28 protein-coding genes and 1 pseudogene are annotated in these 26490 nt (G+C 68.1%); 13 read left to right on the forward strand and 16 right to left on the reverse strand.

Annotated elements, in window-relative coordinates:
- Positions 1-385: 385 nt before the first annotated feature.
- Both A3CU_RS0109600 and A3CU_RS0109605 read left to right on the forward strand, forming a co-directional pair.
- Entirely contained in the window at positions 386-769 is a 384-nt protein-coding gene (locus A3CU_RS0109600; RefSeq protein ID WP_027942095.1) for an RNHCP domain-containing protein, read from the forward strand.
- A gap of 64 nt (positions 770-833) precedes the next feature.
- Complete coding sequence (locus tag A3CU_RS0109605) at positions 834-1292, forward strand: RNHCP domain-containing protein (RefSeq protein WP_245616972.1); 459 nt, start codon at positions 834-836, stop codon at positions 1290-1292.
- A gap of 296 nt (positions 1293-1588) precedes the next feature.
- On the opposite strand, the gene A3CU_RS0109610 is transcribed toward A3CU_RS0109605, so the two are convergent.
- The 3 genes from A3CU_RS0109610 to A3CU_RS0109620 form a co-directional block, all read right to left on the reverse strand.
- The gene (locus A3CU_RS0109610; protein ID WP_027942097.1) at positions 1589-4006 is read right to left on the reverse strand and encodes an ATP-binding cassette domain-containing protein; all 2418 of its coding nucleotides are present in this window, start codon (positions 4004-4006) and stop codon (positions 1589-1591) included.
- Positions 4007-4139: 133 nt separating this feature from the next.
- Positions 4140-4553: a VOC family protein gene (locus A3CU_RS0109615; RefSeq protein WP_027942098.1), complete on the reverse strand. Its 414-nt coding sequence runs from the start codon at positions 4551-4553 to the stop codon at positions 4140-4142.
- A 5-nt stretch (positions 4554-4558) separates the two neighbouring features.
- A complete protein-coding gene (locus A3CU_RS0109620; RefSeq protein ID WP_027942099.1) occupies positions 4559-5005 on the reverse strand; it encodes a helix-turn-helix transcriptional regulator in 447 nt (148 codons plus the stop codon).
- Between the two features lie 219 nt (positions 5006-5224).
- Here A3CU_RS0109620 and A3CU_RS0109625 point away from each other — a divergent pair, with 219 nt between their 5' ends.
- Positions 5225-5770 carry a TetR/AcrR family transcriptional regulator gene (locus A3CU_RS0109625; protein ID WP_211246388.1) on the forward strand — a complete coding sequence of 182 codons (546 nt, stop codon included), beginning with the start codon at positions 5225-5227 and terminating at the stop codon, positions 5768-5770.
- A 73-nt stretch (positions 5771-5843) separates the two neighbouring features.
- Positions 5844-6632 carry an SDR family oxidoreductase gene (locus A3CU_RS0109630; RefSeq protein ID WP_027942101.1) on the forward strand — a complete coding sequence of 263 codons (789 nt, stop codon included), beginning with the start codon at positions 5844-5846 and terminating at the stop codon, positions 6630-6632.
- Positions 6633-6740: 108 nt separating this feature from the next.
- Here A3CU_RS0109630 and A3CU_RS0109635 read toward each other — a convergent pair whose 3' ends face one another.
- Together A3CU_RS0109635 and A3CU_RS0109640 are read right to left on the reverse strand one after the other, a co-directional pair.
- Positions 6741-7205: a nitroreductase family deazaflavin-dependent oxidoreductase gene (locus A3CU_RS0109635; RefSeq protein WP_027942102.1), complete on the reverse strand. Its 465-nt coding sequence runs from the start codon at positions 7203-7205 to the stop codon at positions 6741-6743.
- Positions 7206-7274: 69 nt separating this feature from the next.
- Entirely contained in the window at positions 7275-7685 is a 411-nt protein-coding gene (locus A3CU_RS0109640; protein WP_027942103.1) for a VOC family protein, read from the reverse strand.
- A gap of 192 nt (positions 7686-7877) precedes the next feature.
- Here A3CU_RS0109640 and A3CU_RS0109645 point away from each other — a divergent pair, with 192 nt between their 5' ends.
- Positions 7878-8807: a hypothetical protein gene (locus tag A3CU_RS0109645; protein ID WP_027942104.1), complete on the forward strand. Its 930-nt coding sequence runs from the start codon at positions 7878-7880 to the stop codon at positions 8805-8807.
- A 138-nt stretch (positions 8808-8945) separates the two neighbouring features.
- Here A3CU_RS0109645 and A3CU_RS0109650 read toward each other — a convergent pair whose 3' ends face one another.
- From A3CU_RS0109650 to A3CU_RS0109690, 9 genes and pseudogenes are all read right to left on the reverse strand, one after another.
- Positions 8946-10346 carry a PI-PLC domain-containing protein gene (locus A3CU_RS0109650; RefSeq protein WP_027942105.1) on the reverse strand — a complete coding sequence of 467 codons (1401 nt, stop codon included), beginning with the start codon at positions 10344-10346 and terminating at the stop codon, positions 8946-8948.
- Positions 10347-10514: 168 nt separating this feature from the next.
- A complete protein-coding gene (locus tag A3CU_RS0109655; protein WP_027942106.1) occupies positions 10515-11687 on the reverse strand; it encodes a serine hydrolase domain-containing protein in 1173 nt (390 codons plus the stop codon).
- A gap of 207 nt (positions 11688-11894) precedes the next feature.
- A pseudogene (locus A3CU_RS44200) lies at positions 11895-13926 on the reverse strand (phage holin family protein).
- Complete coding sequence (locus A3CU_RS0109665) at positions 13923-14513, reverse strand: DedA family protein (protein WP_425388229.1); 591 nt, start codon at positions 14511-14513, stop codon at positions 13923-13925. Before A3CU_RS0109665 ends, A3CU_RS44200 begins: the two are co-directional and overlap by 4 nt.
- A 111-nt stretch (positions 14514-14624) precedes the next feature.
- Complete coding sequence (locus A3CU_RS0109670) at positions 14625-15308, reverse strand: hypothetical protein (RefSeq protein WP_052371597.1); 684 nt, start codon at positions 15306-15308, stop codon at positions 14625-14627.
- 79 nt (positions 15309-15387) lie between these two features.
- Positions 15388-16284 carry an RNA polymerase sigma factor SigJ gene (sigJ, locus tag A3CU_RS0109675; protein ID WP_027942109.1) on the reverse strand — a complete coding sequence of 299 codons (897 nt, stop codon included), beginning with the start codon at positions 16282-16284 and terminating at the stop codon, positions 15388-15390.
- Positions 16281-17468: an NAD(P)/FAD-dependent oxidoreductase gene (locus tag A3CU_RS0109680; protein ID WP_027942110.1), complete on the reverse strand. Its 1188-nt coding sequence runs from the start codon at positions 17466-17468 to the stop codon at positions 16281-16283. The genes sigJ and A3CU_RS0109680 overlap by 4 nt, the downstream gene beginning before the upstream one ends.
- A 140-nt stretch (positions 17469-17608) precedes the next feature.
- Positions 17609-18358 carry a class I SAM-dependent methyltransferase gene (locus A3CU_RS0109685; protein ID WP_027942111.1) on the reverse strand — a complete coding sequence of 250 codons (750 nt, stop codon included), beginning with the start codon at positions 18356-18358 and terminating at the stop codon, positions 17609-17611.
- A gap of 155 nt (positions 18359-18513) precedes the next feature.
- Entirely contained in the window at positions 18514-18987 is a 474-nt protein-coding gene (locus A3CU_RS0109690) for a VOC family protein (RefSeq protein ID WP_027942112.1), read from the reverse strand.
- A gap of 59 nt (positions 18988-19046) precedes the next feature.
- Between A3CU_RS0109690 and A3CU_RS0109695 the strand changes: the two genes are divergently transcribed.
- Complete coding sequence (locus A3CU_RS0109695; protein ID WP_027942113.1) at positions 19047-19802, forward strand: TetR/AcrR family transcriptional regulator; 756 nt, start codon at positions 19047-19049, stop codon at positions 19800-19802.
- A gap of 32 nt (positions 19803-19834) precedes the next feature.
- On the opposite strand, the gene A3CU_RS0109700 is transcribed toward A3CU_RS0109695, so the two are convergent.
- A complete protein-coding gene (locus tag A3CU_RS0109700; RefSeq protein ID WP_027942114.1) occupies positions 19835-20638 on the reverse strand; it encodes a helix-turn-helix domain-containing protein in 804 nt (267 codons plus the stop codon).
- Between the two features lie 104 nt (positions 20639-20742).
- On the opposite strand from A3CU_RS0109700, the gene A3CU_RS0109705 reads away from it, so the two are divergent.
- Positions 20743-21105 carry a VOC family protein gene (locus A3CU_RS0109705; RefSeq protein WP_027942115.1) on the forward strand — a complete coding sequence of 121 codons (363 nt, stop codon included), beginning with the start codon at positions 20743-20745 and terminating at the stop codon, positions 21103-21105.
- Between the two features lie 48 nt (positions 21106-21153).
- Positions 21154-21621 (forward strand): SRPBCC family protein, encoded by a 468-nt coding sequence (locus A3CU_RS44205; protein ID WP_052371598.1) that lies wholly within the window; start codon positions 21154-21156, stop codon positions 21619-21621.
- Between the two features lie 64 nt (positions 21622-21685).
- Here A3CU_RS44205 and A3CU_RS44210 read toward each other — a convergent pair whose 3' ends face one another.
- Positions 21686-22882 carry a C40 family peptidase gene (locus A3CU_RS44210; protein ID WP_425388230.1) on the reverse strand — a complete coding sequence of 399 codons (1197 nt, stop codon included), beginning with the start codon at positions 22880-22882 and terminating at the stop codon, positions 21686-21688.
- A 179-nt stretch (positions 22883-23061) separates the two neighbouring features.
- On the opposite strand from A3CU_RS44210, the gene A3CU_RS0109720 reads away from it, so the two are divergent.
- The 5 genes from A3CU_RS0109720 (at position 23062) to A3CU_RS0109740 (ending at position 26490) form a co-directional block, all read left to right on the forward strand.
- On the forward strand, positions 23062-23871 hold the full coding sequence (locus A3CU_RS0109720) for a biotin--[acetyl-CoA-carboxylase] ligase (RefSeq protein WP_027942116.1): 810 nt from the start codon (positions 23062-23064) through the stop codon (positions 23869-23871).
- Between the two features lie 153 nt (positions 23872-24024).
- Positions 24025-24570, forward strand: a complete 546-nt coding sequence (locus A3CU_RS0109725; protein WP_027942117.1) for a PH domain-containing protein — start codon at positions 24025-24027, stop codon at positions 24568-24570.
- Entirely contained in the window at positions 24570-25511 is a 942-nt protein-coding gene (locus A3CU_RS0109730; RefSeq protein WP_027942118.1) for a hydroxymethylglutaryl-CoA lyase, read from the forward strand. The genes A3CU_RS0109725 and A3CU_RS0109730 overlap by 1 nt, the downstream gene beginning before the upstream one ends.
- A 221-nt stretch (positions 25512-25732) precedes the next feature.
- Positions 25733-26173 (forward strand): YbaB/EbfC family nucleoid-associated protein, encoded by a 441-nt coding sequence (locus A3CU_RS0109735; protein WP_027942119.1) that lies wholly within the window; start codon positions 25733-25735, stop codon positions 26171-26173.
- On the forward strand, positions 26170-26490 hold the full coding sequence (locus tag A3CU_RS0109740; RefSeq protein ID WP_027942120.1) for a hypothetical protein: 321 nt from the start codon (positions 26170-26172) through the stop codon (positions 26488-26490). The genes A3CU_RS0109735 and A3CU_RS0109740 overlap by 4 nt, the downstream gene beginning before the upstream one ends.

The following is a 26490-nucleotide window of genomic DNA, read 5'->3' on the forward strand; positions in this document are numbered from 1 at the left end:
GACGGGAAACTCAGGTGCCTGAGCGCCGAACTCGCCCGCTCCAACTGGGGGCACAGACAGGACGGGAAAGTCGCTGGCGTGAGCCCTGACGCCACCGTTAGCCTTGCGACGCACTTGTTGAGCGCAGACCGGGCCAGCGTGCCCTAGAAAGAGTGTTTCATGCCCCGGCTCGCGCCGAGCGTACCTCGGCCCACCGCGTAGTGACCTGGTTCCGCTGCCGCTGTTCGTGAGCGGCCGACTGGAAGCTGCGTTCCGGTGCCCGTTTCCACTCGCACCCATGCCCCTGCCTTAGGGACGTGGTCTTCTCGCGCGTGGCCTGTTCGTCGAGGATCGCTCGGCCGGCTCTTGCTGTCATCGCATACTTCTCAGCAAGGGAGCACTCCGGGTGTCCAACCCAGCCAACACTGCACCGAGCACTTCGCGCAGCACTTCGAAGATCGACACGTTCGCCTGCGAGTGGTGCGGTCTGACCGTGTCCACATTCGCCGCGGATGGCACGCTGCGCAATCACTGTCCAGCGTGCCTGCGCTCGCAACACATCACCGACCATGTCGAGGGTGGCCCGAGCCAGTGTCGGGCGCGCATGACCCCGATCGCCATCGCCGTGCTGCGCACTGGCGACTGGATGGTCATCCACCGCTGCGTGCGCTGTGACGAGCTGACCTCCAACCCGGTCTGCACGGATGACAACCAGCTCCTCCTGCTGCGCATGGCGGTACGTCCGCTGGCACAGCCGCCGTTCCCACTTGAAACGTTCGGTGCCCTGTGACGCCGGGCAATGGGGAGATGAGGATGTCACGGCCGTGTTGCCGCGGCAGCCAGCCTTCGACCGCATGCCGCCGGTCACCAGGAAGGAGGAGATGACCATGCCGCGGCGCAACACCGTGCGGGGACGGGCCCAGGCCCGGCGCCCGCAGCGTCACAAGGACGTCCGGCACGGCCAGGGCCGCCATCGCGCCCACGAATTCCGGTGCGTCGAGTGCCGGCTCGAGGTCTCCACGGATGCCCCGGGAACCGCCCACCGCAACCACTGTCCGAACTGTCTGGCCAGCCTGCACGTGGATCGCCGTGTCCCCGGCGACCGCGCCGCGACCTGTCGCGGACGGATGGAGGCAGTGAGCATGTCGGTGCGGCCGGATGGGGAATGGATGATCATCCATCAGTGCCTGTCCTGCGGGGAACTGAGCGCCAACCGCATCGCGGGCGATGACAATGCCCTGGCCTTGGTCCGTCTTGCGGTCAAACCCTTGCAGGACGCCCGGGCCGCGACCCGCGCGCTGTTCATCCTCTGACCGGCAACCGGGTCGGCCGACCAGCGGTGCACGCCACCGCCGTCGGCGGCCCGGTACAGGCGCGTGGGACACACCGTTCCTGAACCGGGGACACAGCTGCCTGAAGCGGGGACACGCCGCCCTGAACCGGGGACACGCCGCCCTGAAGTGGGGACACGCCGGGATCTGGCGTGTCCCCGGTTCCTGCGCGCGAGTTCCCGGTTCGGGTGCGTGAGTTCCCGGTTCGGGTGCGTGAGTTCCCGGTTGGGGTGTCCGAGTTCTGGCTTGGGAGAGCAGCCTTGGGAGAGCAGCTTGGGTCAGGCGCCGACGTAGGCCGCGAGGTGCTCCCCGGTGAGGGTGGAGCGGGCGGCGACGAGGTCCGCGGGGGTGCCCTCGAAGACGATCCGCCCGCCGTCGTGACCGGCGCCGGGGCCGAGGTCGATGATCCAGTCGGCGTGCGCCATGACCGCCTGGTGGTGCTCGATGACGATGACGGACTTCCCGGAGTCGACGAGCCGGTCGAGCAGGCCGAGCAGTTGCTCGACGTCGGCGAGGTGCAGGCCGGTGGTCGGTTCGTCGAGGACGTAAACACCACCGTCGCCGCCCATCTGGGTGGCCAGCTTGAGCCGCTGCCGTTCGCCGCCGGACAGCGTGGTGAGCGGCTGACCGAGGCTCAGGTAGCCGAGCCCGACGTCGGCGAGCCGCTGCAGAATCTTGTGCGCCGCCGGCGTCCGCGCCTCGCCTGCGCCGAAGAACTCCTCGGCCTCGGTCACCGACATCGCGAGCACCTCGCTGATGTCGCGGCCGCCGAGGTGGTACTCCAGCACCGACGCCTGGAACCGCTTCCCCTCGCACACCTCGCAGGTAGTGGCGACGCCGGCCATCATCGCCAGGTCGGTGTAGACGACGCCGGCGCCGTTGCAGTTGGGGCAGGCGCCCTCGGAGTTGGCGCTGAACAGCGCCGGCTTCACGCTGTTGGTTTTCGCGAACGCTTTGCGGATGGGGTCGAGCAGTCCGGTGTAGGTCGCCGGGTTGCTGCGCCGCGAACCCTTGATCGGCGTCTGGTCGACCGACACGACTCCGTCCTGCCCGGACACTGAGCCGTGGATCAGCGAGCTCTTGCCCGAGCCCGCCACTCCGGTGACGACGACCAGCACGCCGAGCGGGATGTCCACGTCGACGTCCTGCAGGTTGTGGGTGGCGGCGCCACGCACCGCGAGCTTGCCCGACGGCGTGCGCACGGCGGACTTGAGGGAGGCGCGGTCGTCCAGGTGCCGCCCGGTGAGCGTGTCACTGGCCCGCAGCCCCTCGACGGTTCCCTCGAACATCACCTGGCCACCCTCGGTGCCGGCGCGCGGGCCGAGGTCGACGACGTGGTCGGCGATCGCGATCGCCTCCGGCTTGTGCTCGACGACCAGCACGGTGTTGCCCTTGTCGCGCAGCTGCAGCAGCAGGTCGTTCATCCGCTGGATGTCGTGGGGGTGCAGCCCGATCGTCGGCTCGTCGAAGACGTAGGTGACATCGGTGAGCGACGACCCGAGGTGGCGGATCATCTTGGTGCGCTGCGCCTCACCACCCGAGAGCGTGCCCGCGGGGCGGTCGAGGCTGAGGTAGCCGAGCCCGATCTCGACGAACGAGTCGAGCGTGTGCTTCAGCGCGGCCAGCAGCGGCGCGACGGACGGTTCGTCGAGGGTCCCCACCCACTTGGCCAGGTCGCTGATCTGCATCGCGCAGGCGTCGGCGATGCTGATGCCGTTGATCTTCGAGGACCGAGCCTGTTCGGACAGGCGGGTGCCGTCGCACTCGGGGCAGGTGGCGAAGGTGACCGCGCGTTCCACGAAGGCGCGGATGTGCGGCTGCAGGGAGTCGACATCCTTGGACAGCATCGACTTCTGGATCTTCGGGATGAGCCCCTCGTAGGTCAGGTTGATGCCCTCGACCTTGATCTTGGTCGGCTCCTTGTAGAGCAGGTCGTTCAGCTGCTTCTTGGTGAACTTGCGGATCGGCTTGTCCGGGTCGAAGAAGCCACAGCCGCTGAAGATGCGCCCGTACCAGCCGTCCACGCTGTAGCCCGGCACCGTGAGCGCACCCTCGTTGAGCGACTTGCTGTCGTCGTACAGCTGGGTCAGGTCGATGTCGTTGACCTGACCCCGGCCTTCGCAGCGCGGGCACATGCCGCCGGTGATGCTGAAGCTGCGGCGCTCCTTCATGGTCTTTCCGGCGCGCTCCAGTGTGACCGCACCGGCTCCGCTGATGGAAGCGACGTTGAAGGAGAACGCCTGGGGCGAGCCGATGTGCGGCTTCCCGAGCCGGCTGAACAGGATTCGCAGCATCGCGTTGGCGTCGGTGGCGGTGCCTACCGTGGACCGGGGGTCGGCCCCCATCCGCTGCTGGTCGACGATGATCGCGGTGGTCAACCCGTCGAGCACGTCGACCTCGGGCCGCGCGAGGGCCGGCATGAAGCCCTGGACGAAGGCGCTGTAGGTCTCGTTGATCAGCCGTTGCGACTCCGCGGCGATCGTGCTGAACACCAGAGAGCTCTTGCCCGAGCCGGAGACCCCGGTGAACACCGTCAGCCGCCGCTTGGGGAGTTCGACGCTGACGTCCTTGAGGTTGTTCTCGCGTGCGCCGTGCACACGGATCAGATCGTGGCTGTCGGCGACGTGAAGCGCAGGCGACTGCGTTGATGCGCGACCGCTGCGCTCCTTCGCTGGCGTGTTCGTCCTCGGGGCCATGCTTACCGTGTCTCCATCTGTTGGGCAGGACGTCTGGTTGGTGTTCCGTCGGGGTAGTCGAGGCTACGGTTGGTCAGACCGACCGGCACCGTCCGCCGGGGCATGCGGGTAGTGGTTGTGATTTCGGCAGGGGTCAGCGAAGCTCTTGGATGCGGATGAGGTTGCCTGCGGGGTCGCGGAAGGCGCAGTCGCGCATCCCGTATGGCTGTTCGGTCGGTTCCTGGACGACTTCGGCGGCCTCGTTGGCCTGTACCTTTTCGAAGATGCTGTCGAGGTCGCGGGTGGCCAGGAGGATCCAGCCGTAGGTGCCCTTGGCCATCATCTCGGCGATGGTGCGGCGCTCGTCGTCGGTGATGCCGGGGTCGGCGGTCGGTGGTGCCAGGAGGATGGACGTGTCGGGCTGGTCCTTGGGGCCGACCGTGATCCAGCGCATCGTGCCCTGTCCGACGTCGTTGCGGACCTCGAAGCCGAGGGCGTCGCGATAGAAGGCCAGCGAAGCCTCCGGGTCGCTGTGCGGGAGGTAGCTCGCGTGAATGGTGATGTCCATGGCAGTCACCCTAGGTGACCCCCGGGCGAGCGTGCTTCTCGATTCCTGACCGGTCTGGTCACCTGTTTGGCCACGCAGGAGGGCATGCCCGCCGTCGCGCGCGCGGCGTCGCGTCGGTACGCGCTGGGTGACATGCCGACCAGTTCGGTGAAGCGGGTGCTGAAGGTGCCCAGCGACGCGGAGCCGACCGCGAAACAGACCTCGGTGACGCTGAGATCGCCACGACGGAGCAGCGCCATCGCGCGCTCGATGCGCCGGGTCATCAGATAGGAATACGGCGATTCGCCATAGGCGCGCCGGAACTCGCGACTGAGATGCCCGGCCGACATGTGCGCATCGCGAGCCAGCGCCTCGACATCCAACGGCTGCGCATACTCCCGATCGATCCGATCACGCACGCGACGCAGCCGCGCAAGATCGCTCAGGTGCTGCGCCGAGGGCTTGCTGGTCACGGGCCCGATCGTACGTCGCGCCGGAGCAACCCTGGACCGCTGGTGTCCCACGCCACCGGAGCGTCACCGCTGGCCCGAGCCGGGCCCGCCTTCGCCTACCGCAGTGGCGGCAGCGGCGAAAACCTGCAGCGCGGGTACCTCGTCGAGGTTTCTTGACCTACAGGTCAAGTACTTGCTAGAGTGGCAGACATGGGCAGGCCGAAGAACTTCGAACCGGACGTGGTGATCGCGCAGGCGATGGAAACGTTCTGGACGAACGGTTATGCCGGCACCTCCCCGGCCGACCTCGCGGAGGCGACAGGGGTGGGGAAAGGCAGTCTGTACCACACATTCGGCTCCAAGCGGGAACTGTTCGGTAAGGCTCTCGACCTGTATGACCGTGCGGGTTCGGAGATGACCGAGGAGTTCCTTTCCCGGCCAGGCACCGCCAAGGAACGCATCCGGGCCTATCTCGTGTTCATTGTGGACATTGACCTGACCGGGCCGGTCAAGCGTGGTTGTCTGGCCGCGAACACGGCACTCGAGTTGGGCGGACGGGACGAGGAGGCCACTCGGGCGGTTCGGCGGATGGAGGAGCGCACTATCGAGTTGCTCACCGCCCGCATCGAACAGGGCCAACGCGACGGCGATGTCGCTCCTGAAGTCGATGCCAAAGCGCAGGCGCAGTTCCTGATGAACACCATCGTGGGGCTGCGCGTGATGGCCAAGACGTTCGACGGGCCGGCGCTGTACCGGATCATCGACACTGCCCTGGCGGGCTTCTGACACACCGCACTGTTGGCTTGGGCGCTTTTTGCGCCCAAATTTTTGACCTGTAGTTCAAGAACGAAGAGGAATCATGGAACTCGGAATCAACGGAAAGACCGCCGTCGTCACCGGTGCCAGCCGTGGCATCGGCCTCGCCATCGCCGAAACCCTCGCCGCGGAAGGCGTCCGGGTGGTGGGGGCATCCCGCACCATCACGCCCGAACTGGAGAAGGTCGCCGCTGCCACGGTGGCGGCGGATCTGGGCACCCGTGACAGCGCGGTGGCCGTGGTCGAGCAGGCGATCGAGGCGGTCGGTGGGATCGACTTCCTGGTCAACAACGTCGGCGGGGGCGACGCGGACAACCTTTCGCTGGCGGGCTTCCTCGACGTGGACGACGACCAGTGGCAGTCCATCTTCGGCCTCAACCTGTTCAGCGCGGTCTGGACCACCAAGGCGGCCCTGCCGAGCATCCTGGAGCGCAAGGGCGCGATCGTGAACGTTTCGTCGCTCAACGCACGCAGGCCAGCCGGGTCGCCGGTCGGCTACGCCGAGGCCAAGGCCGCACTGACCGTGCTCGGCAAGCGGCTCAGCGAAGAACTGGCACCGCAGGGCGTCCGCGTCAACACCGTCTCGCCGGGCATCGTCGCGAGTTCACTGTGGACCGACCCGAACGGCTTCGGCGGCAAGGTGGCCGGCGCATTCGGTGTCAGTCACGACGAACTCCTGTCGAGCCTCCCCGGGCAGTTCGACATCGCTTCGGGGCGCATCGGCAGGCCCGAAGAGGTCGCGGACCTGGTCGCGTTCCTGCTGTCCGACCGCGCCGCGAACATTCACGGTGCCGACCACATCATCGACGGCGGCACGCTCAGGACCGTCTGATGCTGCCATAACACCCGGATGTGCGGTAAGCCGATGGAGGTCGCGGTCGATGGAGACCGCGACCGCCGTCGTTACGGCGATGCGTGGAACGCGACCAGATCCGATTGGTTATTCGGACTGTTCGCTGAGTCGGATCACCGGGTATTCCCGGTCGGTTTTGCGTTGGTATTTCGCGTAGCGGGGTTGGGCGGCGGTGATACGTTGCCACGCCTGTTCGCGGTCGGCGCCGTCGAGTCGGTGCGGCGTCACCGGTGTGGGGTCGCGGCCGGGCAACTCGATCGATGCCCGGCCGGGATGCGCCATCAGGTTGGCATACCAGTCCGGGTGCCTGCGCCCACCGCCCGATGCGACGATCAGCCAGGCGCCCTCGCCGTCGGCGAACCACGCCAGCGGCGATTCCCGCGGCTGCCCGCTCCGGCGGCCCACCGTGTGCAGGATCAGCAAATCCATCCCCATGAACTTGCCGCCGTTACGCCGGATACGGGCATTCGTGCGGGCGTTCGCTCGCCGCTGTATCCACCGTGACACCGCCCCGGGCCCTCCGCGACTGCCTGCCTGCTGGTTCTGTGTCATGGGCTACCTCCAGTAATCTCGAAGTCCGGTCGGCCACGGCGCGAGCCAGGCTGCGATCGCGGGCTGAACTCAGCGCAGTTCCTGGATGCGGACCAGGTTGCCCGCGGGATCGCGGAAGGCGCAGTCGCGAATTCCGTAGGGCTGCTCGGTCGGCTTCTGGACGACCTCGGCGCCACTGGCCTGCACGCGCTCGAAGGTGTCGTCGAGGTCGGGGGTGGCCAGGTTGACGGCGGCGTAGGTGCCCTTGGCCATCATCTCGGTGATGGCGTGTCGCTCGTCGTCGGTGATGTCCGGGGTGACGGCCGGAGGAGTCAGAACGATGGACGTGTCGGGCTGGCCTTTGGGACCGATCGTGATCCAGCGCATCGTGCCCTGCCCGACGTCGTTGCGGACCTCGAAGCCGAGGGCGTCGCGGTAGAAGGCCAGGGAGGCTTCCGGGTCGGTGTGCGGGAGGAAGGTCTGGTGAATGGTGATTTCCATGGCGGACACGCTAGGCATGGCGCGGTGGCGGCGCTTCTTGATTCCTGATCGGTTTGGCCACCTGCTTCGTCACGAATGGTGTTTGTGCGGAGACTGCACCGAACCTTAACGCCGTCATGCCGCCTCGCTGTTGGCCAACTCCGGCAAGGCCGGCCGATTGTGTTTTCCACGGAAAACTGCGAGTGTGGCGCGGTGATCGACATCCCTTATCGCGGTTCAGGACCGTACTGCTACACCAATTGCCTGGCCATGATGCTGGGTGCCGACGCACCCGAGGCCGCGGTGGTGGAGACGGTGACCGGCAGTCCGTTCGGGATGCAGTTGGTGGGCGGATCGCTGCCGTTCTTCGACCCGTGGGGCTGGAATCCCGACATCGGCATAGCCGATGCGCTGGCCGTCCTCGGCTGGACCGCGGACACCATCAGCGGGGATGACGCCGGTGCCGCGCTCGACCGTCTCGCGTCCTGTCTGGTCCGCGGCCCGGTCATGATCGGCCCGGTCGAGATGGGCCGGTTGCGGTACCAGCCAGGCAAGACCGGGCCGATCGGTGCCGACCACTACCTCGTCGCACTCGCCATGGACAGCGAACAGGTGACTGTCCACGACCCTCAGGGATACCCCTACGCGCGGCTGCCGCTGGCCGAATTCACCACCGCCTGGCGTGCCGACACCCTCGACTACGGCCGGCCGTACACGATGCGCGCGAACTTCACCCGTCGCAGCCGGGTCGATCCCGCCGACGCCATCGCGGCGTCCGTGCCTCGGGCGATCAGCTGGCTCAGCGGCAAGAACGGCGCCGACATGCCGCCGGGCAGCCTCGGTAACGGCGATGCGGCGGTGGCTCTCGCGGCACACGTCGAGTCAGACTGCGATGAAGAACTCCGCGAGCACCTTGTCCACTTCGCGGTCCGGGTCGGCGCGCGACGTCTGGCCGACGCCGCGGCGTGCCTGCGCCAAGTGGGGCACCTCGCCGCGGCGGCCATCGCCACCGAGCAGGCGCGTCTGATCGGCTCGCTGCAATATCCGCTCGTCACCGGCGATGATGCCGCTGCCGGAGACATTCTCCGCGCGCTGGCCCTGACTTACGACGAACTCCGGGTGAGCCTCGAACGTCAGTCGTAGCTGCACCCGCGGTCAACCGTGGTGATCTTCAGCAACACCCGGAGCGGGTGCTGCTCATTGTGTTGGGAATTCTTGGTGGCAGTATTCGAAAGGCAGCCGGATGATTTGCCTTGAGCAAAGGTGGTGCCGATCGCGGCATCACTGCACGGCGCCGGACTGGCTGAGCAGCGACTGGTACCAACTCTGGTACGGGTAGTCGGTGGCCGGGTAGTTGACCAACGGGTTGGTGGCGTCGCCGGCCGAGTCGAACTGCCAGCCGCGCGCGAGGAACCCGTTCGCGCGGGCGGCGGTGAGGAATGCGGTGTCGCTGGCGGGCGCGGCATAGAACAGCGCTCCCTGCCGCAGTTCGGCGTTGTCGCCGTCCTGGTATTCCACGAAAGCGCGCTGCCGGTAGGCGATCCGCTGGCCAGTGACCTGGTCGGTGGAGTCGCGCAGGGTTTGGCTCGGCGTGGCACCGTCGGCCTGCGTGTACACCGTCACCTGATGGCCGCCCGCGGACGCCGTCGAAGTGGGGTAGCGCTGGTCGGATGTCCTGGCGTTGTTCGTCCAGGCCACCGTCTGGCCGGTGGTGCTCAGGGAGCCCGTCCATTGCCAGTTCAGGCCGGTCGACGGACTCCGGTGGACCTCGCGCAGGGTCGACGTGCCGGTGAACGCGATGCTGGGGGCCACCCCGTTGTCGTATTGGTGGCTGGCCGAGAAACTGATCTCGCCGTCGGCGCCGAGGTGGCCGACGTGGTACCAAAGTGTGGTCGCGCTCTGGGACTGGTGCACCTCGACCAGGTCGCCGTTGTCATTGAGCGCCACCGCCGGCGTGGTGCCGCTGTCGTAGCGACCGTGCCGCAGCCAGTTCACTCGGCCATCCGCGCCGTAGGTGCCGGTCCAGTACCACAGCGCGCCCGCACCGGAGTCGTGCACTTCGACGATCTGCCCGTTGTTGTTCATCGCGATCGCGGGGTGATAGCCGAGGTCGCGCTGGTAGCCGGCGCGAGTGGTGGAATCGCCGGACAGCAACGTGACCACCTTCCCACGCATCGAGTCCACAGTGGATCCGGTGACGTAGTTCCTGGCCTCCATGAGACTGCCGCCGAATGCGGCGCGCAGTTCGTCGTTCAACGCGGCCAGGTTGCCGGCCGCGTAGTTGGCGTTGTCGGTCAGGTTGTCCTTGATGTCGAGCATGACCACCAGTGGCGCGTGGGTCGGGTTGGCGTTCGACCAGGCGGCCACCTGCGCCAGCCAGTCCCGCAGCAGGTTCGACGACGGGTTGCCCCCGGAGTGGTCCACCAGGTCGCCGGCCGAGTTGTGGCCGATCCGGTAGTCGCCCACCGTGCTGTAGTCGTTGTCCTGGATATCCAGCTCGATGAACCGGATGCCGTGGTCGAGTTGGTAGCGGATGGAACCGCGCTGGGCGTCCAGATTGCCCGAGTAGCTGTTGTGCGTGGCCTGGAAGATCGCGTTGGTGAAGGTGGTGGCGGCAGCCGCGGGACTGACGGTGCCGGCGGCGAGCAGACCGGAAACGGCCAGTGGGGCAAAAAAGCGCATGGCGAGACGGTTCACAGGGATCTCCTGGTGCCTGGCGTGGACACGCGGAGACGACCTTGTCACACCGGCATGCCCACGGCAAGGAATGCACCCGGATTCCCGACGATCGACGGGGCGCTCGTGGATCGGGCCGGCGCGGAGTTGGCGACCGCGCCGGCCCGGAAACGGTTATGTTGTGATCAGCTTGCGCCCGAGTTCGACGATCGGGTTGATGGGAGTGTCGTAGTTGCCGAGGACGATCGACACCCAGTCCAGGCCGGGAAAGACGTCCAGCCGGGTCGCTATGCCGGGGCCGCCACCGGAGTGTCCGAAGACGCGCTCGCCGTTGACGATGGCGTCGTCGTACCCGTACCCGTAGAACTCGGCCTGGCTTGACGGTTGCAACGGCGGCAGGGCCACCTTGCCACTGGTCATGAGCCCGGTGAACGCGGGGTTGAGCAGCTTGCCCGACGTGAGTGCGCCGGCGTAGGCAAGCATGTCCGACGCGGTGGAGTACGCGCCACCGGCCGGCCCGCCGATGGTGAACGGCGCGAAGGGGCTGCTGGCGAAGTCGATGCGGGTGCCGTCCGGTTGCGTCAGGTAGGGACGGGAAATGGTGTTGTCGGCCAGCACCTGGGGCCGGCTGTAGAAGTCGGTGTGGGACATGCCGGCTGGGGCGAAGATGTGCGTGCGGACATAGTCGAAATAGGACTGTCCGGTCACTCGCGCGACGATCGCGGCAAGGACGAAGTATCCGTCGTTGCTGTATTCGTGCTTGCTGCCGGGGGTGAACTGGAGAGGTGTCTTGCGAATGATGGCCAGGGTGCCGTCCATCACCTCGTCGAAGCTGTTCCACGTCGCTTCTTCCGGCGAGCCCTCACCCCGGGCAGGTCGGCCGATGCCCGAGTCGTGGGTCAGCAGCTGGTGAACCTTGACGGTGTTCGCGACCTCGGCGGGGAAGCCGTCAAGGTGGGCGCCGAGCGGATCGTGGAAGCCCAGCTTGCCCTGCGCGGCCAACTGGGCGATCGCCAGGGCCGTGAAGGTCTTGGTTATCGACGCGACGCAGAAGACGGTGTCGGGTCCGTTGGGAAGCGAGCGGTCCTTGTTCGCCATCCCGTAGGACCGGGCGAGCACCGGCCGGCCACGGTGGGCGACGAGCACGGTTCCGGAAAACCTGTCTTGCGCGGCTTGTTCGGCGACGAACCGTTCGTACTCGCCGCCTGGGCGCAGGCCCTTCGGCGTCGCGGCGGATCGGGATGTCGCGGCGTCGGCGGCGCCGGGCACGGCCACGAGTGTGGCGCCGGCCAGTGACGCGGCGCCCAGCAGGCCGAGCATTGATCGCCGTGACGTCGGGTGGGTCATCGCGAACTCCTTGCAGGTATTTCGTGGACGGCAGTCGCGATCTCGGCCATTTCCTCCGGTGCCTGATCGTCCAGGCCGCGCATGGCTTCGACCGGCGACAGCGGATGCGGTCACTTCTACCGGCGGGCACCGATCGGGAGCCGATGACGGAGCCATACGAAATCCATAGGTGCCGGCTGCGAGGATGGCGCGGCGCGGGGTCGAGCGTTATTCGCTCAGGAACCCGTCGTGGCCGAGCTTGGTCAGCCAGAGCCGGAACAGTTTGTGCAGCGATTCGGCACCGACGAGTTCGCCGGGTGGCTCGAATTCCGCCGGGTGGACCAAAAACCCGCGTTCCTGCTGACCGCCGAGCGCGCCGTGCGAGCCGACGTGCGGCTCGAACGGGGACGCCCCGTCGGTCGCCGGGTCGTACCGGCTGTTGATCATGATGTCCGCGCAGTGCGGGAACGTGTTCACGCGGCTGATCAGCTCGACGGCATGCGGACCGTAGTCCCGCAACGGGTCCTCGCCCAGCACGAATCCCGAGGCGAGCCGGTGCAGCCCGTCGCGACCGAGCACCACCGGGCCGAACTCGGCACTGCGCACGAGCAGGAAGCCGACACCCGGGTGATCCACGAGCGCGGGCAGCAGTTCCGGGTACTCGCGCTCGATCGTCTCCAACTCGACCCGGCCCTCGTGGTCGGTGAACGACATCATCGCCAGATGCCCGGAAACGGTGACCACCACGCCCGGCGCCACCCGCGTCACCTCGATGGCCTCGGCGTCTTCGGCCCGGCGCGAATGCTCGATCCGGCCGCCGGCCGTTGCGGTCCTGGCCCGTAACCGCTGCGCTATCGGCCCACCGCCGCCAACGGTGTCGGTCCGGGGTACCGGGCCACCGCACTGCCGACCGACGAATTCCCCGATCGACTCGCCGAACCGGTCGGTGAACGCCCAGCCCTGGGTCTGGCCGTGATCGGAGAGCACCACGACGTGGTAGGGCCGCGGCGCCAGCCTGCTGGCCCGGTGCAGCCGCCCGATCTGCTGGTCGATGGACCGCAGCACGGCCAGGGTGTCGAACCGCTCGATACCGGAGTGGTGCGCGACCTCGTCGTAGCCGAGGAAGTCCGCGTACACCACGGGCCGCCCGCTCAGGATGTCCTCCAGCACCGCGGAGACCACGACGTCGCGCGCGATCACCGTCGTGCCCGACCGTGCGACGGGATACCACCCGCCGCGCTTGACCCGCGGCCGGACACCCGCCCGCCGCTGCTTTGCCGCGGCCGACAGCTCCCGGAACATGTCCGTCAACGTCGAAAGCAAGGTGTGCACCGCGTTGACCGGATTCGCGAAGTACGTGTAGTAACCCGCGCCGACGCGATTGTTGCGACGGCGACGAAGCCCCTTCGGCAGCAACACCGACACCGCGCTCATGGTGAGGCTGACGTGTGGCGCGTCGCCGGTGAACAGGTTGCCACGGCTCGCACCGTCTCCGGCGAGCAGGCCGCGCCCGTCGGAGTGGCGCCGCTCGATCTCGGCCGCGTCGCGCGGGTGCGCGCACGCCATCACATGGTCGCGGTCCTTTTCGTACCAACGGAAACCGAGGATGTCATGGTTGTCGCCGTGCAGGATTCCACAGACCGCCGCGCCGGTCTGCGAACTCCAGTCGGTCTGCCAGCGCACCAGCTTGTGGCTGTCCGCGGCCACCCAGGCCGCCAACGTCGGCATGTCGCCGTCCCGCATCGCCCGCCGTGCCACGTCGTAGCTGAGCCCGTCGACCTGGAGGAAGATCACGCCCGGCGTGAGGTCGTCGACTCGCCGGGGGTTGCGCCGGCTGCGGCGCGCGGCCCGGCGGAAGAAGATCTCGTCCTCGTCGATGGCGAGCACGCTGCTGATCAACAGGCTGACCGCGGACATGCCCAGCACCACGAGGACGGCCGTGCGCACGCCTCGGATCTCCACGCCCGGCACGGCCGCGAGCACGGCGAACGCGCCCACGCCGAGCAGCAGGAAACTGCCGATGCCCAGGGTGAACAGCGCGATCGGCAGGGCCACCCGCAGCACCAGTGGCCAGACCACACCGGTCAGCAGGCCCAGCAGCAGCGCGCAGACTCCTCGGCTGCCACCACTCCGGCATCGCGAAACCAGGCAACAGCACGTCGAGTCCGTGCAGGCCGAGGGTGACCGCGAACCACACGAACAGGACCCGCGCGACGGTGCGCCCACTACGTAGCAGCCGGCCCCGTTCCGCGCTCGTCACGACTTCCTCCGCTCACGCCGTTTCGCCACGAGTTGCACCGCGCCGGTGACCACCAGCACGAGCACCGTGGCGATCAGCGTGGCGACCAGGGGCGAGTCGAAGATGCCGCCGCTGACGATCCCAAGAACGGCGTAGGCGAGCGCCCAGAGCACGCAGGCGATCGCGGTGGCCGCCAGCAACCGGCGCCACGGATAGGCCACCGCGCCCGCCGCGACCAGCACCGGGATCCGGCCGGCGGGCACCAGGCGGCCGATGACCACGAGCTGCCAGCCATGCTTGGCGAACCGCTCCCGCGCGTTGATCAGGCGGTCGGGACGCTGGCCGCGGACCAGCCGGCGGATCGCGGCTTCACTGCCGGCACGCGCGATCAGGTAGGTGACCACGTCCCCGATCGCAGCGCCGAGCACCGAGAGCAGGAGCACCAGCGGCAGCGACAGGTGTGACGTCGTCATCGCTACCGCGGCCGCGGCGCCGACCAACGCTCCGGTCGGCACGATGGGCACGATCGAGCCGATCAGCACGCCGGCGAACAGGGTCGGGTAGCCGGCCGACGACGTATTCGACCAATCCAGTGCCAGCGCGCTCATCGCCGGAGGAAACGCAGGTCCAGTCCGTCCACATAGCTCAGTATTCGCCTGCTTCCGGGAGGTAAGGCGCGCGAGAGACATAACGCACAACCTCCACGAACCCACCCGGGATCAGAGTTCGAACGCTTGTGTCACCTGCCGGACCAGATCGTCCTCGGTCATCGTGGTATCGACCTCGACGACGCGCAGTTGCAGAGGCTTCGTTTGCTCGTGCAGGCGATCGGTGAACATCCGATCTCGTTCGAGCAGGTTGCGCAGGGCCTTCTCCGGATCACTGGTCTTGCGGGCGATGGCCCATGTCGAGCCCCTGCTGTCGATCGCGGCCCGGCGGAACTCGGGCGTCGGGAGGAGCCAGAGGGCGCGGCTCGGCCGGGCCAGGAGGGGCTTCACGAGGTGGGGCAGCAGCCGGAAGCCCTCGACGAGCACACCAGGTTCGCTCGGGAGACGCAGGAGGTCGTCGACGATCAGGCCGAAGCCCTCGCCTCGAAACCAGTGGAACGTCTCCAGCATCGTTTCCGGAGATCGGTTCACCCATCGCTGGTCCATGTCCATGGCCCGGAACTCGCTCAGGAACGGACAGTCTTCGGGGGTGCACCGGCCGGCGTGATCCGACATCACGTCGTCGGTCGCGTAGAGATGCAGGCCGTGCCGAGCCGCTATGCGACGAGCGACGGTCGACTTGCCGGCGCCGGTGCCGCCACCGATCCAGTAGACATGCCGCAGCCGTGCCCGCAGCGCTGCGATGTCAGCGGTCTGTCCATGGTGTTCCGATCGCGTTCGGGTCGCATCGTTCATAGCGGCTCCTCACGACCCGGCCCAGCCTTTGGCCGAATGTTAGTGCGACTCTTGAAACGGTGCCGGACTTGATCAGCACTTACCGGCTGATCTGTCGTGGAGCCGTCACCGTGATGAGTTTGTCGGGGTTGCGGATGACGTAGAAGTTGGTGATCTTCCCGTCGATGATCTCGATCAGGCAGGCGCCTGCTACGTGGTCGCCGTTGTGGATGATCAGTGTGGGTGTGTTGTTGCAGTTGGCTATCTCGATCCGTTGGTCTGGTGTCAGCTGCGCGGTGCGGAAGGTTTCGGTGAGGAAGGTGGCGATCTTTTCCGCGCCTACTATTGGCCGGCGCGCGGCGATGGTCTTGCCGTCGCTGTCGGCCGTCCAGGTGGCGTTCGGTGCGAGTAGCGCGAGCAGACCGTCCAGGTCACCGGTGGCCGCGGCGGTCATGAACTGTTCGGTGATCTGTGTGGTGGTCGCGGTGTCGGCGGGTTCGAAGCGTTTGCGTCGCGCCTGCACGTGTTCGCGGGCGCGGTGCGCCATCTGGCGCACCGCTGTCACGGATTTGTCGACGGCTGCGGCGATGTCGTGATAGTCGAAGCCGAACACTTCGCGTAGCACGAACACCGCACGCTCGTTGGGGGTGAGTGTTTCGAGCAGCACGAGCATGGCCATCGACACCGACTCGGCGAGCACCACATCGGCCGACGCGTCGTGTTGGTCGAGCAGCAGCGGTTCGGGCAGCCACGGGCCGATGTAGTCCTCGCGGCGGCGCGCGTTCGCGCGTACGGCGTTGAGGGCTTGGCGGGTGACCAGCCGTGCCAGATACGACTTGGTGTCCCGCACCGTCGCGAGGTCCACCTCGGCCCATCGCAGGTAGCTGTCCTGCAGCACGTCGTCGGATTCGGTCGCCGAGCCGAGTATTTCGTAGGCGATCGTGAACAGCAGGGGCCGCAGCAGGGTGAACCGCTCGGCATGCTCGTCGGTGGTCATGGGGACGTGATCACCTGTGAGGCGGAGGCCGGCTGCTCGGGACGCGGGCCGCCTTTGGGCCAGATTAGGGAACCTGGTTTGCGGGCCTCGCGGCGGATCTTCCAGGTCGCGAGGTTGCAGGTGAGTTCCTTGACCGCGGCGCCAGCGCGGCCGCCGAGGTAGAAGTTGACCGCGCGGTCGTCCTTGCGTGCGATTTGCCGGACGGCGTTGTGGCGGCCGAGGCTGACGCACGCTCCGGAGAAGGCCAGGGTGATCGGCGCCGGTTCGGTGCCCGCGATGCGGTTCAGCACGGTGTCAGCGGCTTGTGCCCCGAGTGGCCCGGCTGCGTAGCAGCTCATGCGCAGCGGCTGGCCCGATGGTGCGGCGGCGTCGCCGGCCGCGACGACGCGGTCGTCGTCGATGCTGGTCAGCGTCTCGTCGGTGAGTAGCCGGCCGAGTGTGTCGGTGCGCAACCCGCTGGCCCGGGCCAGTTCCGGCACGCCGAAACCGGCCGTCCAGATGGTGAGCGCGCTCGGCCGCACCGCGCCACTGGCCAGGACGACCGCGTCGGGGTGAACCTCGGTGACCGGGTTGGCCTCGAGCACGGAGACTCCGTGCCGGGACAGCCACTTGGCGATGGCGCGGCGACCCGGTGCGCTGAAGGTCGGTGCCAGGGCTTGGCTACACACCAGGGTGACCGTACGTCCTTGTTCGGCCAGTTCGGCCGCCGTCTCGATACCGGTCAATCCGCCACCGACCACAGTGACCGGAGCATCGCGAGGCAGCTCGTCGAGTTTGGCGCGCAGCCGCTGCGCGAACTCGAACTCAGCGACGGAGAAAGCGAACTCGGCCGCTCCAGGCACCGCTGACGGTATCGCCCCGGTGCTGCCGACCGCGTAGATGACGTAGTCGAAGTCCAGCGAGCGACCCGAGGCGAGCTCCACGGTGCGGCCGGCGGTGTCGATACGTGTGGCACTGTCGACAACCAAGTTGACGCTCTCGCCGAGCAGCGTGCCGTAGTCCGCCGCGGCGTCGCTGGTACCCGCCACGAACTGGTGCAACCGGACTCGGTCGACAAACCTCGGACGAGGATTGACCAGCGTGATGTCCATGCCCGGCCGCGCCCGCAGCCGATTCGCCGCGACCGACCCGGCATAACCACCGCCGATCACCACAACCTTGTTGAGTGTGCTGTGCTCAGTCATGCCCCCAAGACACCGCCGCCCGCCCAGGCGTGACATACCACGACGTGACACCCATCACCCGAAACCTTGAAGCAACGAAAGCACGCCACACTGACCCGGCAGCACCACTCCTCGACCGCTGCCGCCGTGCGTGCTGACCGTCATCGGCGGACTTCGATGAGGTGCCGGGTCGAGTGCGCGACGAATGCCCCGTCGGACCTGATTTGCGCGTCGAGACGGCGCAGCGTGTCCTGGTAGCGCTCGACGCTGAAGTCCGGTACCCACCACACGCATTTGCGCAGGATGTAGACGACTGCCCCGATGTCGAAGAACTCCATGCGGCACCGTGCTGTTTTCAGGTCGATGAGGGTGAGTCCGGCGGACTCGGCCTCATCGACCTCTCGGTGCGGGTCCCGCGTGGCGCGTTGTCGGGGCAGGGGGCCGAGGAAGTATTCGATCAGCTCGAAGGCCGAGGCCGGCCCGACATGCTGGGCCAGGTAGTGGCCGCCGTCGACGAGCACGCGGGCGATCTCCGGCCAGTCCGGCCGGACCGGGTGGCGGCTGGTCACCAGTTCGAACGATTCGGCCGGGAACGGCAGCGGTTCCCCCGCGCGGGTCTGGACGACCTCGACCCCGCGCGGTCCGAGCAGATCTCTCGCGCGGGCGACGTTCGGCGCCCAGCTCTCCGTCACGCACATCCGCTTCGGCAGCACCGGCAGTTCAGCGAGGACCTCGCCACCACCGGTGTCGATGTCCAGCGCCGAGGCAACCTCCGGAAGCCGCTGCGACAACAGCCGCGCGTAACCCCACGGCGGCCGTTCCTCGGTCGCCCGGCCCCGCAACCACTCAAACCCCCAACCGGAGACGTCGACGGCCTGAGCCTCGGCAACCAACTCCTCGAACGTGCGCATGCCACCATGATCACTCATAAGGAACAACCGGCAGACAGGGCGTGCCGTTCACCGCGGTTCCCTTGGTGCCCCGGACTTCTCGTACCGTCGGACCTGCCCGGCCACCCACCCGGTCGGGCGGATCCGCACCTCTGTGCCGGTCGGGTCCGGCGGATTCACCGGGTGCCGAACCAACTGGCCTGCGCGGCTTGGAGTCCGGCGGCGGGCTGCCAGTCCGTGATGGGCTGGGAGAACTCCCACTGATAGCCGAAGGGGTCGATGCACTCGAACACGCGGTCGCCCCAGGCCTCGTCCATCGGTTCGGAAGTGATCGTGCACCCGGCGCTCCGGCAGTACTCGTAGCTCACGGCGAGGTCGTCCACGCCCAGACCGATCGCCACCCCGAGTCCACGCGGACCGGTCTGGGTCTGCCGCTCCCGCTCGCTGTCGGGGAAGGGCATGCCCACCAGGGCATCGACGATCAGCTGTACCTCGCCTCGCCGGAGGATCGTCATCACCGGTTGGCCGTCGGGGTTCGGCACGCTGCCGACCTCGTCGAACCCGAACCCTCGGTAGAACCGCGCAGCGGCTTCCACGTCGCCGACCCGCAGACCCACTCGAAACGATGCCGCGACCACTCGAACCTCCATTTGGGTACACCATACGCAAACTCTCTGCGTACGGTACACGCAAATGAGGGAGGTCGTCGATGGCCACGTCTGCCGGCGCCGGTGACCCGGTGCGCACGCTGGAGTTGCTGTGGGAGGTGCGGCAGCGCTCCGGCCTCGGCCGGAAACCCGAGCTCAGCCTCGACCAGGTCGTCTCGGCCGCGATCGAACTCGCCGATACCGACGGGCTGGACAGCCTGTCGATGCGGCGTGTCGCCGATCGGCTCGGCGTCGGCACGATGTCGCTGTACCGGTACGTGCCCGGCAAGGCCGAGATGTTCGACATCATGGTCGACCGGGTCAGCGCCGAGATCCGCTACCACCACGAAGACGGTGACGGCTGGCGTTCTCGTCTGGAGCGGGTCGCCCGCGCCAACCGGGCGTTGTTCGAACGCCACCCCTGGCTGTTGACCCTGTTCCCGAGACGACCACCCTTGGGACCGGGCGTGATCGCCAAGTACAACGCCGAACTGCGTGCCGTCGACGGGATCGGACTGACCGACGTCGAAATGGACTCGGTGTTGACCCTCGTCCTGGAGTACGTCCGCGGCGCCACCGCGAACCTCATCGAGTGGAAGAAATTCTCCGCCCGTACCGAACAAAGCGATGACCAGTGGTGGGCCACCCTCGCTCCCCACCTGGACCGGCTACTCGACCACGAGCGATACGCCTTGGCGGTTCGCGTCGGCACCGCCGCGACCACCCACTACAACGGCGTCCACGACGCCGAGCACGCCTTCGAATTCGGCCTTCAGCGCGTCATCGACGGCATCGAATCATTCGTGAACAGCAAATAGCCGCGTTCGGCGGACGGCCGACCTGCTGATCGTCAGGTGAGTAGCCGGCGTAGGGCGGTCGGCGTGTGGCCCAGGTGCTCCCGCATGGTCCGGCACAGGTGTGCGTGGTCGGCGAAGCCGAGGTCGGCAGCGAGGATCGCGAGGTTGGGTTCGCCGGCTTCCAGTCGATCGAGTGCGCGGGCCACCCGGACCCGGTTGCGGTAACGGGTCAGTGACACCCCGAGTACGCGGGTGAACGCCCGGCTCAGCCGGTACGGCGAGACGTCCAGGACAGCGGCGAGCGGGATCAGGCCGGCCGCGGCGGGATGACCGTCGCTGATCATGCCCCGGGCGGCGGCCACCAGCGTCCGGTCGCGGGCGGCCGGCGGGGCGCCATCCGGGGCGGTTGTCGCGACGACCTGCCGAACGATCCGGACGACCAGACCAACCAGTCGCTCGGCACCGGCGTAGTCGATGTCGTCGGTGGTGGCGGCGAGGAGTCGCCGGTGGGCGAGGTCGAGCCGCCCGTCAACGTACAGCGCCGAGCCGGTCAGCTGTGGAGAGTCGCCCGCCAGGGTGCGCCAGAGCGCAGGTGTCAGGCTGATGGAGGTGCACACGTCACCGCCGGTGGGATGGGCGAAGTGTTCCTCCTCTGCGGGCATCCCGAGGTAGCCGACGGTGTCGTCGATGTCGGTGCTTACCCCGCGAACGCGCCTGCGGAATCCGCCTCGACGCACGAGCACGACCCGTACGTCCTCGCGCGGCCCCTCCGCGGACCAGTTCCGGTGATCGTCTCGGCAGTTCACCGCCGTGACCGCGAAGTCCGGGCGGGTGGCGACATCGACAAAGGAGAGCACCCTTTGACGCTATGTGGGGGGTGTGACAGTCCCGCAAGAATCTTCAAGACTGTCGCCGGTGGTCAGGGGCAGGCTGTGTGCACCGAACCAAAGGAGTCAACCCCATGTCCGCACTGGCCCAACTCGCCACGGTCGTCATCGACTGCGCTGCTCCCGGCCCGCTCGCCGAGTTCTACCGCACGGTCACCGGTTGGGAGGTGACCTACCGCGATGTGGACTGTGTCCACCTGGGCGACGGCGGCGGCGTCCAACTTGGTTTCCAGCGTGTTGCCGGTTACCAGCCGCCGAACTGGCCGAGCCCGGCGAAGCAGGCACATCTGGACTTCACCGTCGCCGACGTCGACCAAGCGGTCAAGCAACTGCTTGCGATCGGCGCCACCAGGCCCGAGTACCAGCCCGGCGGTGAGCAGTGGGTGGTGCTGGCCGACCCCGAGGGACATCTGTTGTGCCTGGCTGCGGGCGACTGACCGGCTGCCCGTTCTCGTCCGGCCCCACCTCGAGCAAAGGCAGGAGAAATGGCCTCAATCAGCAAAGAAGTCCTGATCAAGTCCAGCGCGGAGGACGTGTGGGAGGTGATCGGAGACTTCAGCGCGGGACCATCACGCATGGCGCCGGGCTTCGTCGTGGACACCCGCGCCGACGCCGACACCCGGGTCGTCACCTTCGCCGACGGCACGGTGGTCCGGGAGCAGTTGGTCTCCATGGACCACGACACCCGCCGGATCGCCTACGCGGTCGTCGGTGGCAGCCTTCGACCAGACCACGACAACGCCTCTATGCAGGTCATCGCCGACGGCGAGCAGTGCTGCCGACTGGTGTGGATACACGATGTGCTTCCTGACGACCTTGCCAAATCCCTTGACGCTGCCATGACACAGGGCCTGACAGTCATCAAACAGACTCTCGAGGATTTCCACGATCCACGATCCACGACCCGCATCGCGGCGGGTGCCATGACCTCGCCAGCTTCCCGCGATACCTGACCAGATGGTCATTGTTGTGGTTGTCCGCACACGAAAACGGCCAGGCGGAACCTACGACAAATGGTCAGTTACCCGGCCGTCCGGCGCCCACATAATCGTCGCCGGACACGTGATAGGTGGCGATCTGCACCGCCATGCCCTCGGTCGGAGCGTTGATCATCATGCCGTTTCCGAGATAGAGCCCGACGTGATGGATCCGGGTGGCCGGATTGCCGTAGAAGACCAGGTCGCCCATTTTCGGCTGTTCGCCGTTCGGTACCACGGGTATCGACCGGAACTGCGAGTCGGCGGTGCGCTGGAGACCGACGCCCGCGCTGTCGTAGGCGGCCTTGGTCAGGCCCGAGCAGTCGAATCCGGCCGCGCCCGTGTCGGGGCCGTTGCCGCCCCACACGTAGGGCAGGCCTATCTGGTCGAGGGCGAACCGGATCGCACGCACCGCGGGCTTGCCCGCGGTGTCCGGTGCCAGCGAGAGCGTGGCGTAGAGCTGTGCGTTGCCGAGAACCTGTTGGCGGAACAGGGCGGAGCCGCGGTAGTTCGCGATCGCCTGCCACCAGCCCTGCCCGCCCTGCAGGTCGGTGCGGCCGGTGCAGAGGACGCGCCCGGCCGCGATCGAGGCGTCGTCGATGTCCTGGATGTTCCCGGTCTCCCCGGCGCGCTTGAACTCCTGTTGGGTCAGCTGCATCGGCCCGCTCCGCTGCTCGGTTGCGGCCTCACCGGCCGCGCCCTGCAACGGGATGGCGCCCAGCGGCCGGTTCACCACGCCGTTGTCGTCGAGCTGACCGCCGCCATGCCGCCCGTGGTCGGAGCTCGCCTTGCCGATACCGGCCAGGGTGACCCACGACAGGTGACAGTCCGGCTGCTCGTGCCGCAGGGTCAACTCGCCGTTGGCGTAACCGACGAGCGCCCGTTCGGGGATGTCCAGCGGGCCGGCCAGCCCGGCCGCCCATTGCTCCAACGCCGTCTTGCCCTGCTGCTGCTCCGGTGCCTGCGCCTGGACGGGAGCGCTGGCTTCCAGCACGGATGGGCCGGCGCCGGTCGCGTTGCCGCCCGGGCCCGGGGAGGCCGGGCTGGCCGGCCCGGCCAGCGGCACCGGATCCGGCCGCATGAACAGCCAGCCGCAGGTCAGCAGCGCGGCGATGATGACCAGCGCGATCAGCCCTCGCCCGCCGGCCCCCCGCCAGCGATCCTGCCGGGCCCGCGCGCGTGGCGGGCGATCATCGTGCTGCCTTCGGCGGAGAAAGCCCCAGAACCGAGTGGTCACTCGTCAACTCTAGAGGGTTATTCACAACGCGAGATAGCACGCTTGGTGACACGGCACAGCAGCCGGCGATCGAGGTCACGGCCTGGCTACCCGAACACGTTCGAATAAAAGCAGGAGAAGACGGGTGGTTTGGCCGCACACGGGGCGAAGATCCGGCTCGCGGGCCGTAGGGTGCCGTTATGGCCGAGATGGACGTCGCGCGGCTTCGGGCGGAGCTCGTTCCCCCGTTCCACGCTCTGGATGTCGTGCGTAGCACGGGTTCCACCAATGCTGACCTGCGAAAGGCCGCCGACGAAGGCGCCGCCGACCGGACCGTGCTGATCGCGGAGGAGCAGACGGCCGGGGTGGGCAGACGGGCCCGGTCGTGGAGTTCGCCCGCCGGGAGCGGTATCTACCTCAGCGTGCTCCTCCGGCCGCACGAGGTCCCGTTCGCCGAGTACGGGTCCCTGGCCGTCGTGGCCGGGCTCGCGGTCACCGACCTGACCGCCGAACTGGGGGTCGACGCGGTCATGAAATGGCCGAACGACGTGCTCGCGGGGGAGGACCGCGCGAAATGCGCGGGCATTCTCGCCGAGGCCGTCGCCGGTGACGAAGGCGCGGTGGTGCTGGGCATAGGGCTCAACGTGCTGCCCGTCAACGGCCGGATCCCGCCGAACCCGGCCGGGCTGTTGCCGACATCGCTGGCGGAGACCGGGGCGCGGACCACCGACCGGACCGAGATCGCGCTGATCCTGCTGTCCGCGTTCGCCGGCCGGGAGAGCCGGTGGCGCGCGGCCTGCGGGGATCTGGCGCGCGCCGGGCTGCTCGACGAATACCGCGAACGCTGCGAAACCCTGGGCCAGCAGGTGCGGGTCATGTTGCCGGGCGGGGACGCGTTGATCGGCACCGCGCAGGACGTCGATTCCACGGGGCAGTTGACGGTCCTCGGCGAGGATGGCCGCAGGCGCACCGTGTTCGCCGGCGATGTCGTGCACCTGCGGATGGCATAAGCGGGTGTGGCATCCCGGTGAAGTCGCGGCGCTCAGACGCGGTCGCGCGCCAACTTGCGGAGGAGCTGGCAATGCGCGGAATTCCCCCGATAGCGGCCCGGTCGCTGTGTGATCGTGGTCTGCCGAGTCAGCGGTTGACGGTACGGTAACGCCATGTCTTTTCCCGAGGACCTGCTCAGCTCGAGCGAAAAGGTCATGGTGCACAGCCACCCGCACGCGAAGATGCTGATCGGGCCGTTCTTCTGGCTGCTCGTCACGCTCGGCGCCGGCGGCTACCTGGCCACCCTGGCCAGGGGCTTGGCTTCGCCGTGGGAACTGGTGTCGCTGGTCGCACTCGCCGTCGTCGCCGTGGTGCTGATCAGCTGGCTCTTCCTCGGGCCGTTGATCCGGTGGCGCACCACGCATTTCGTGGTCACCACCGATCGGCTCATCGCGCGGGAAGGCGTGCTCCGCCGGACCGGTCTGGACATCCCGATGACCAGGATCAACAGCGTGCAGTTCGAGCACGGCCTGATCGACCGCATGTTCGGCTGTGGCACGCTGATCATCGAGTCGGCCTCCGACGAACCGTTGCGGTTCGAGGACATTCCGCGCGTTGAGCGGGTGCACACGCTGATCTACCGTGAGGTCAACGACAACCCATACGACGACTACGCGGGCCCGAACGACGGGCAGCCACGAGGACGCGGGAGGCGCTGATGAGCGTCCGGGAGCTGGGGTTGCCGGCGCGGGCGCCGGCCGGTTGGCTACCGGACCGGGTGACGATCTGGGAGGTCGGGGCGCGGGACGGGCTGCAGAACGAGCAGGTCGCCCTCGGCGTCGAGGTCAAGATCGAGTTCCTGGACCGGCTCGCCGCCGCGGGGCTGACCGTGCTGGAGGCCACCAGTTTCGTTTCGCCGAAATGGGTGCCGCAGCTGGCCGACGCCGAGGAACTGCTGGCTGGGCTGGCGCGCCGGCCGGGCGTGCGCTACCCGGTGCTGGTGCCCAACGAGCGCGGGCTCGACCGCGCGCTGGCCGCGGGCTGCACGGAGATCGCGATCTTCGGCAGCGCCACCGAAACCTTCGCCCGGCGCAACCTGAATTCCACTGTGGATGGTCAGTTCGAGCTGTTCGAGCCGGCCGTCCGGCGGGCGCTCGACGCGGGCGTCGAGGTCCGGGCCTACCTGTCGATGTGCTTCGGCGACCCCTGGGAAGGGGTGGTCGACGTCGAGCAGGTGGTGCGGGTGAGCCGGCGCCTGCTCGATCTCGGCTGCTTCCAGCTTTCGCTCGGTGACACCATCGGCGTGGCCACCGCCGGCCAGGTCGAGCGGCTGCTCGGCGCGCTCGGCGAGGCGGGCGTCGGGACCGAGGCGCTGGCCGTGCATTTCCACGACACCTACGGCCAGGCGCTCACCAACACCCTCGCCGCGCTGCGCTGTGGAGTGTCGACTGTGGACTCTTCGGCCGGCGGGCTCGGCGGTTGCCCTTATGCCGAGTCGGCCGCCGGGAACCTGGCCACCGAAGACCTGGTCTGGCTGCTCGACGGCCTCGGTGTCGAGCACGGCGTGGACCTGGATGCGCTGGTCTCGACGAGCACGTGGCTGGCGGAGCGGCTCGGCCGGCCGAGCCCATCACGGGTGGTCCGGGCCCTGTCGAAGTAACACCCCCCCGCTTTGTCAACCCTCGGGTGACATGAGTGACCCGTTACTGCCCGAAATTCGGTAGGAACGGGTCACTCCTGCAGATACGCGCTTCCCATCGCGACCGTCCTTGCCTTCGCTGGAAAAGAATTGACCAAGGTTCTTCTTGCGCGGTGGAACCGCGGGTGGCCGGCTCACGTCAGACTCCAAGCCGATCGCCGTACCGAGCCAGGGAGGGCGCCGTGACCGAGCATCGCGCACAGGTGGACGAGTTGCTCGCCGACTACCGGCGCAGCCGGGACCAGCTGGCTTCCGTGCAGCGGGAACTGGCTTCGGTGACGGCTTCGGCGCGGGACGCGGCGGGCTTGATCACCGCGACCGTGGGACCGCGCGGGACGCTCACGAGCCTGGCGATCGCCGAGGACGCCTACCGCCGGTACCGGCCGGCCGAGCTGGCCGAACAGATCGTGCGGGCCACCGGCGACGCCACCGCGCGCGCGCTGGCGCGGGCCGCCGAGGTGCTGGCCCCGGCACTGCCGAGTGAAACCGATCCCCAGGCCCTCCTGCTCGGCACCGGCGATCTCGAGGCAGGCGAGATCGCGCCGGACAAGCCGCCGGCGGAACGGGCGGCGGAAGAGGAAAGCTACGAGGACCAGAACTGGATCCAGGAGGGCACCCGGTGAGCGACGGCTTCGAGGTCGACGCCGATCGGCTCGCCGCTCGCGCCAAGGATTTCGACGGCCTGGTCGCCTCCGCCGGCGAGATTGCCGCCGAACTCGACCGCGCGCTGACCGACGCCGAGTCCGCCTGGGGCGACGACGTGGTGGGCCGGAACTTCGCCGCGGCCCACGCCGGCCCGGCGAGGGATTCCGCCGAGGTGGTCCGGAACCTGGCGGGGAGCCTGCGCGAGGTCGGCGACGCGTTCGGCGAAGCCGCGCGGCGGCACCGGGCGGGGGATTCCGCCGCCGCCGAGTCGATCGACCGCGCGGCCGGGGGATAG

Origin of the sequence: Amycolatopsis taiwanensis DSM 45107, from assembly GCF_000519205.1 — a bacterium.
In the GTDB taxonomy this organism is placed as follows: Bacteria; Actinomycetota; Actinomycetes; order Mycobacteriales; family Pseudonocardiaceae; genus Amycolatopsis_E; species Amycolatopsis_E taiwanensis.

Bases quoted from the DNA above. Each gene is read 5' to 3' on its own strand.
- A3CU_RS0109670 (WP_052371597.1), bottom strand. From the start codon at position 15,308: ATGAACGATGCGACCCGAACGCGATCGGAACACCATGGACAGACCGCT.
- A3CU_RS0109640 (WP_027942103.1), bottom strand. From the start codon at position 7,685: ATGGAAATCACCATTCACCAGACCTTCCTCCCGCACACCGACCCGGAA.
- A3CU_RS0109635 (WP_027942102.1), bottom strand. From the start codon at position 7,205: ATGACACAGAACCAGCAGGCAGGCAGTCGCGGAGGGCCCGGGGCGGTG.
- A3CU_RS0109690 (WP_027942112.1), bottom strand. From the start codon at position 18,987: ATGGAGGTTCGAGTGGTCGCGGCATCGTTTCGAGTGGGTCTGCGGGTC.
- A3CU_RS0109630 (WP_027942101.1), top strand. From the start codon at position 5,844: ATGGAACTCGGAATCAACGGAAAGACCGCCGTCGTCACCGGTGCCAGC.
- A3CU_RS0109610 (WP_027942097.1), bottom strand. From the start codon at position 4,006: ATGGCCCCGAGGACGAACACGCCAGCGAAGGAGCGCAGCGGTCGCGCA.
- A3CU_RS0109685 (WP_027942111.1), bottom strand. From the start codon at position 18,358: ATGCGCACGTTCGAGGAGTTGGTTGCCGAGGCTCAGGCCGTCGACGTC.
- A3CU_RS0109705 (WP_027942115.1), top strand. From the start codon at position 20,743: ATGTCCGCACTGGCCCAACTCGCCACGGTCGTCATCGACTGCGCTGCT.
- A3CU_RS0109725 (WP_027942117.1), top strand. From the start codon at position 24,025: ATGTCTTTTCCCGAGGACCTGCTCAGCTCGAGCGAAAAGGTCATGGTG.
- A3CU_RS44205 (WP_052371598.1), top strand. From the start codon at position 21,154: ATGGCCTCAATCAGCAAAGAAGTCCTGATCAAGTCCAGCGCGGAGGAC.
- A3CU_RS0109655 (WP_027942106.1), bottom strand. From the start codon at position 11,687: ATGACCCACCCGACGTCACGGCGATCAATGCTCGGCCTGCTGGGCGCC.
- A3CU_RS0109720 (WP_027942116.1), top strand. From the start codon at position 23,062: ATGGCCGAGATGGACGTCGCGCGGCTTCGGGCGGAGCTCGTTCCCCCG.
- A3CU_RS0109615 (WP_027942098.1), bottom strand. From the start codon at position 4,553: ATGGACATCACCATTCACGCGAGCTACCTCCCGCACAGCGACCCGGAG.
- sigJ (WP_027942109.1), bottom strand. From the start codon at position 16,284: ATGACCACCGACGAGCATGCCGAGCGGTTCACCCTGCTGCGGCCCCTG.
- A3CU_RS0109650 (WP_027942105.1), bottom strand. From the start codon at position 10,346: ATGCGCTTTTTTGCCCCACTGGCCGTTTCCGGTCTGCTCGCCGCCGGC.
- A3CU_RS0109730 (WP_027942118.1), top strand. From the start codon at position 24,570: ATGAGCGTCCGGGAGCTGGGGTTGCCGGCGCGGGCGCCGGCCGGTTGG.
- A3CU_RS0109695 (WP_027942113.1), top strand. From the start codon at position 19,047: ATGGCCACGTCTGCCGGCGCCGGTGACCCGGTGCGCACGCTGGAGTTG.
- A3CU_RS0109665 (WP_425388229.1), bottom strand. From the start codon at position 14,513: ATGAGCGCGCTGGCACTGGATTGGTCGAATACGTCGTCGGCCGGCTAC.
- A3CU_RS0109680 (WP_027942110.1), bottom strand. From the start codon at position 17,468: ATGACTGAGCACAGCACACTCAACAAGGTTGTGGTGATCGGCGGTGGT.
- A3CU_RS0109605 (WP_245616972.1), top strand. From the start codon at position 834: ATGCCGCCGGTCACCAGGAAGGAGGAGATGACCATGCCGCGGCGCAAC.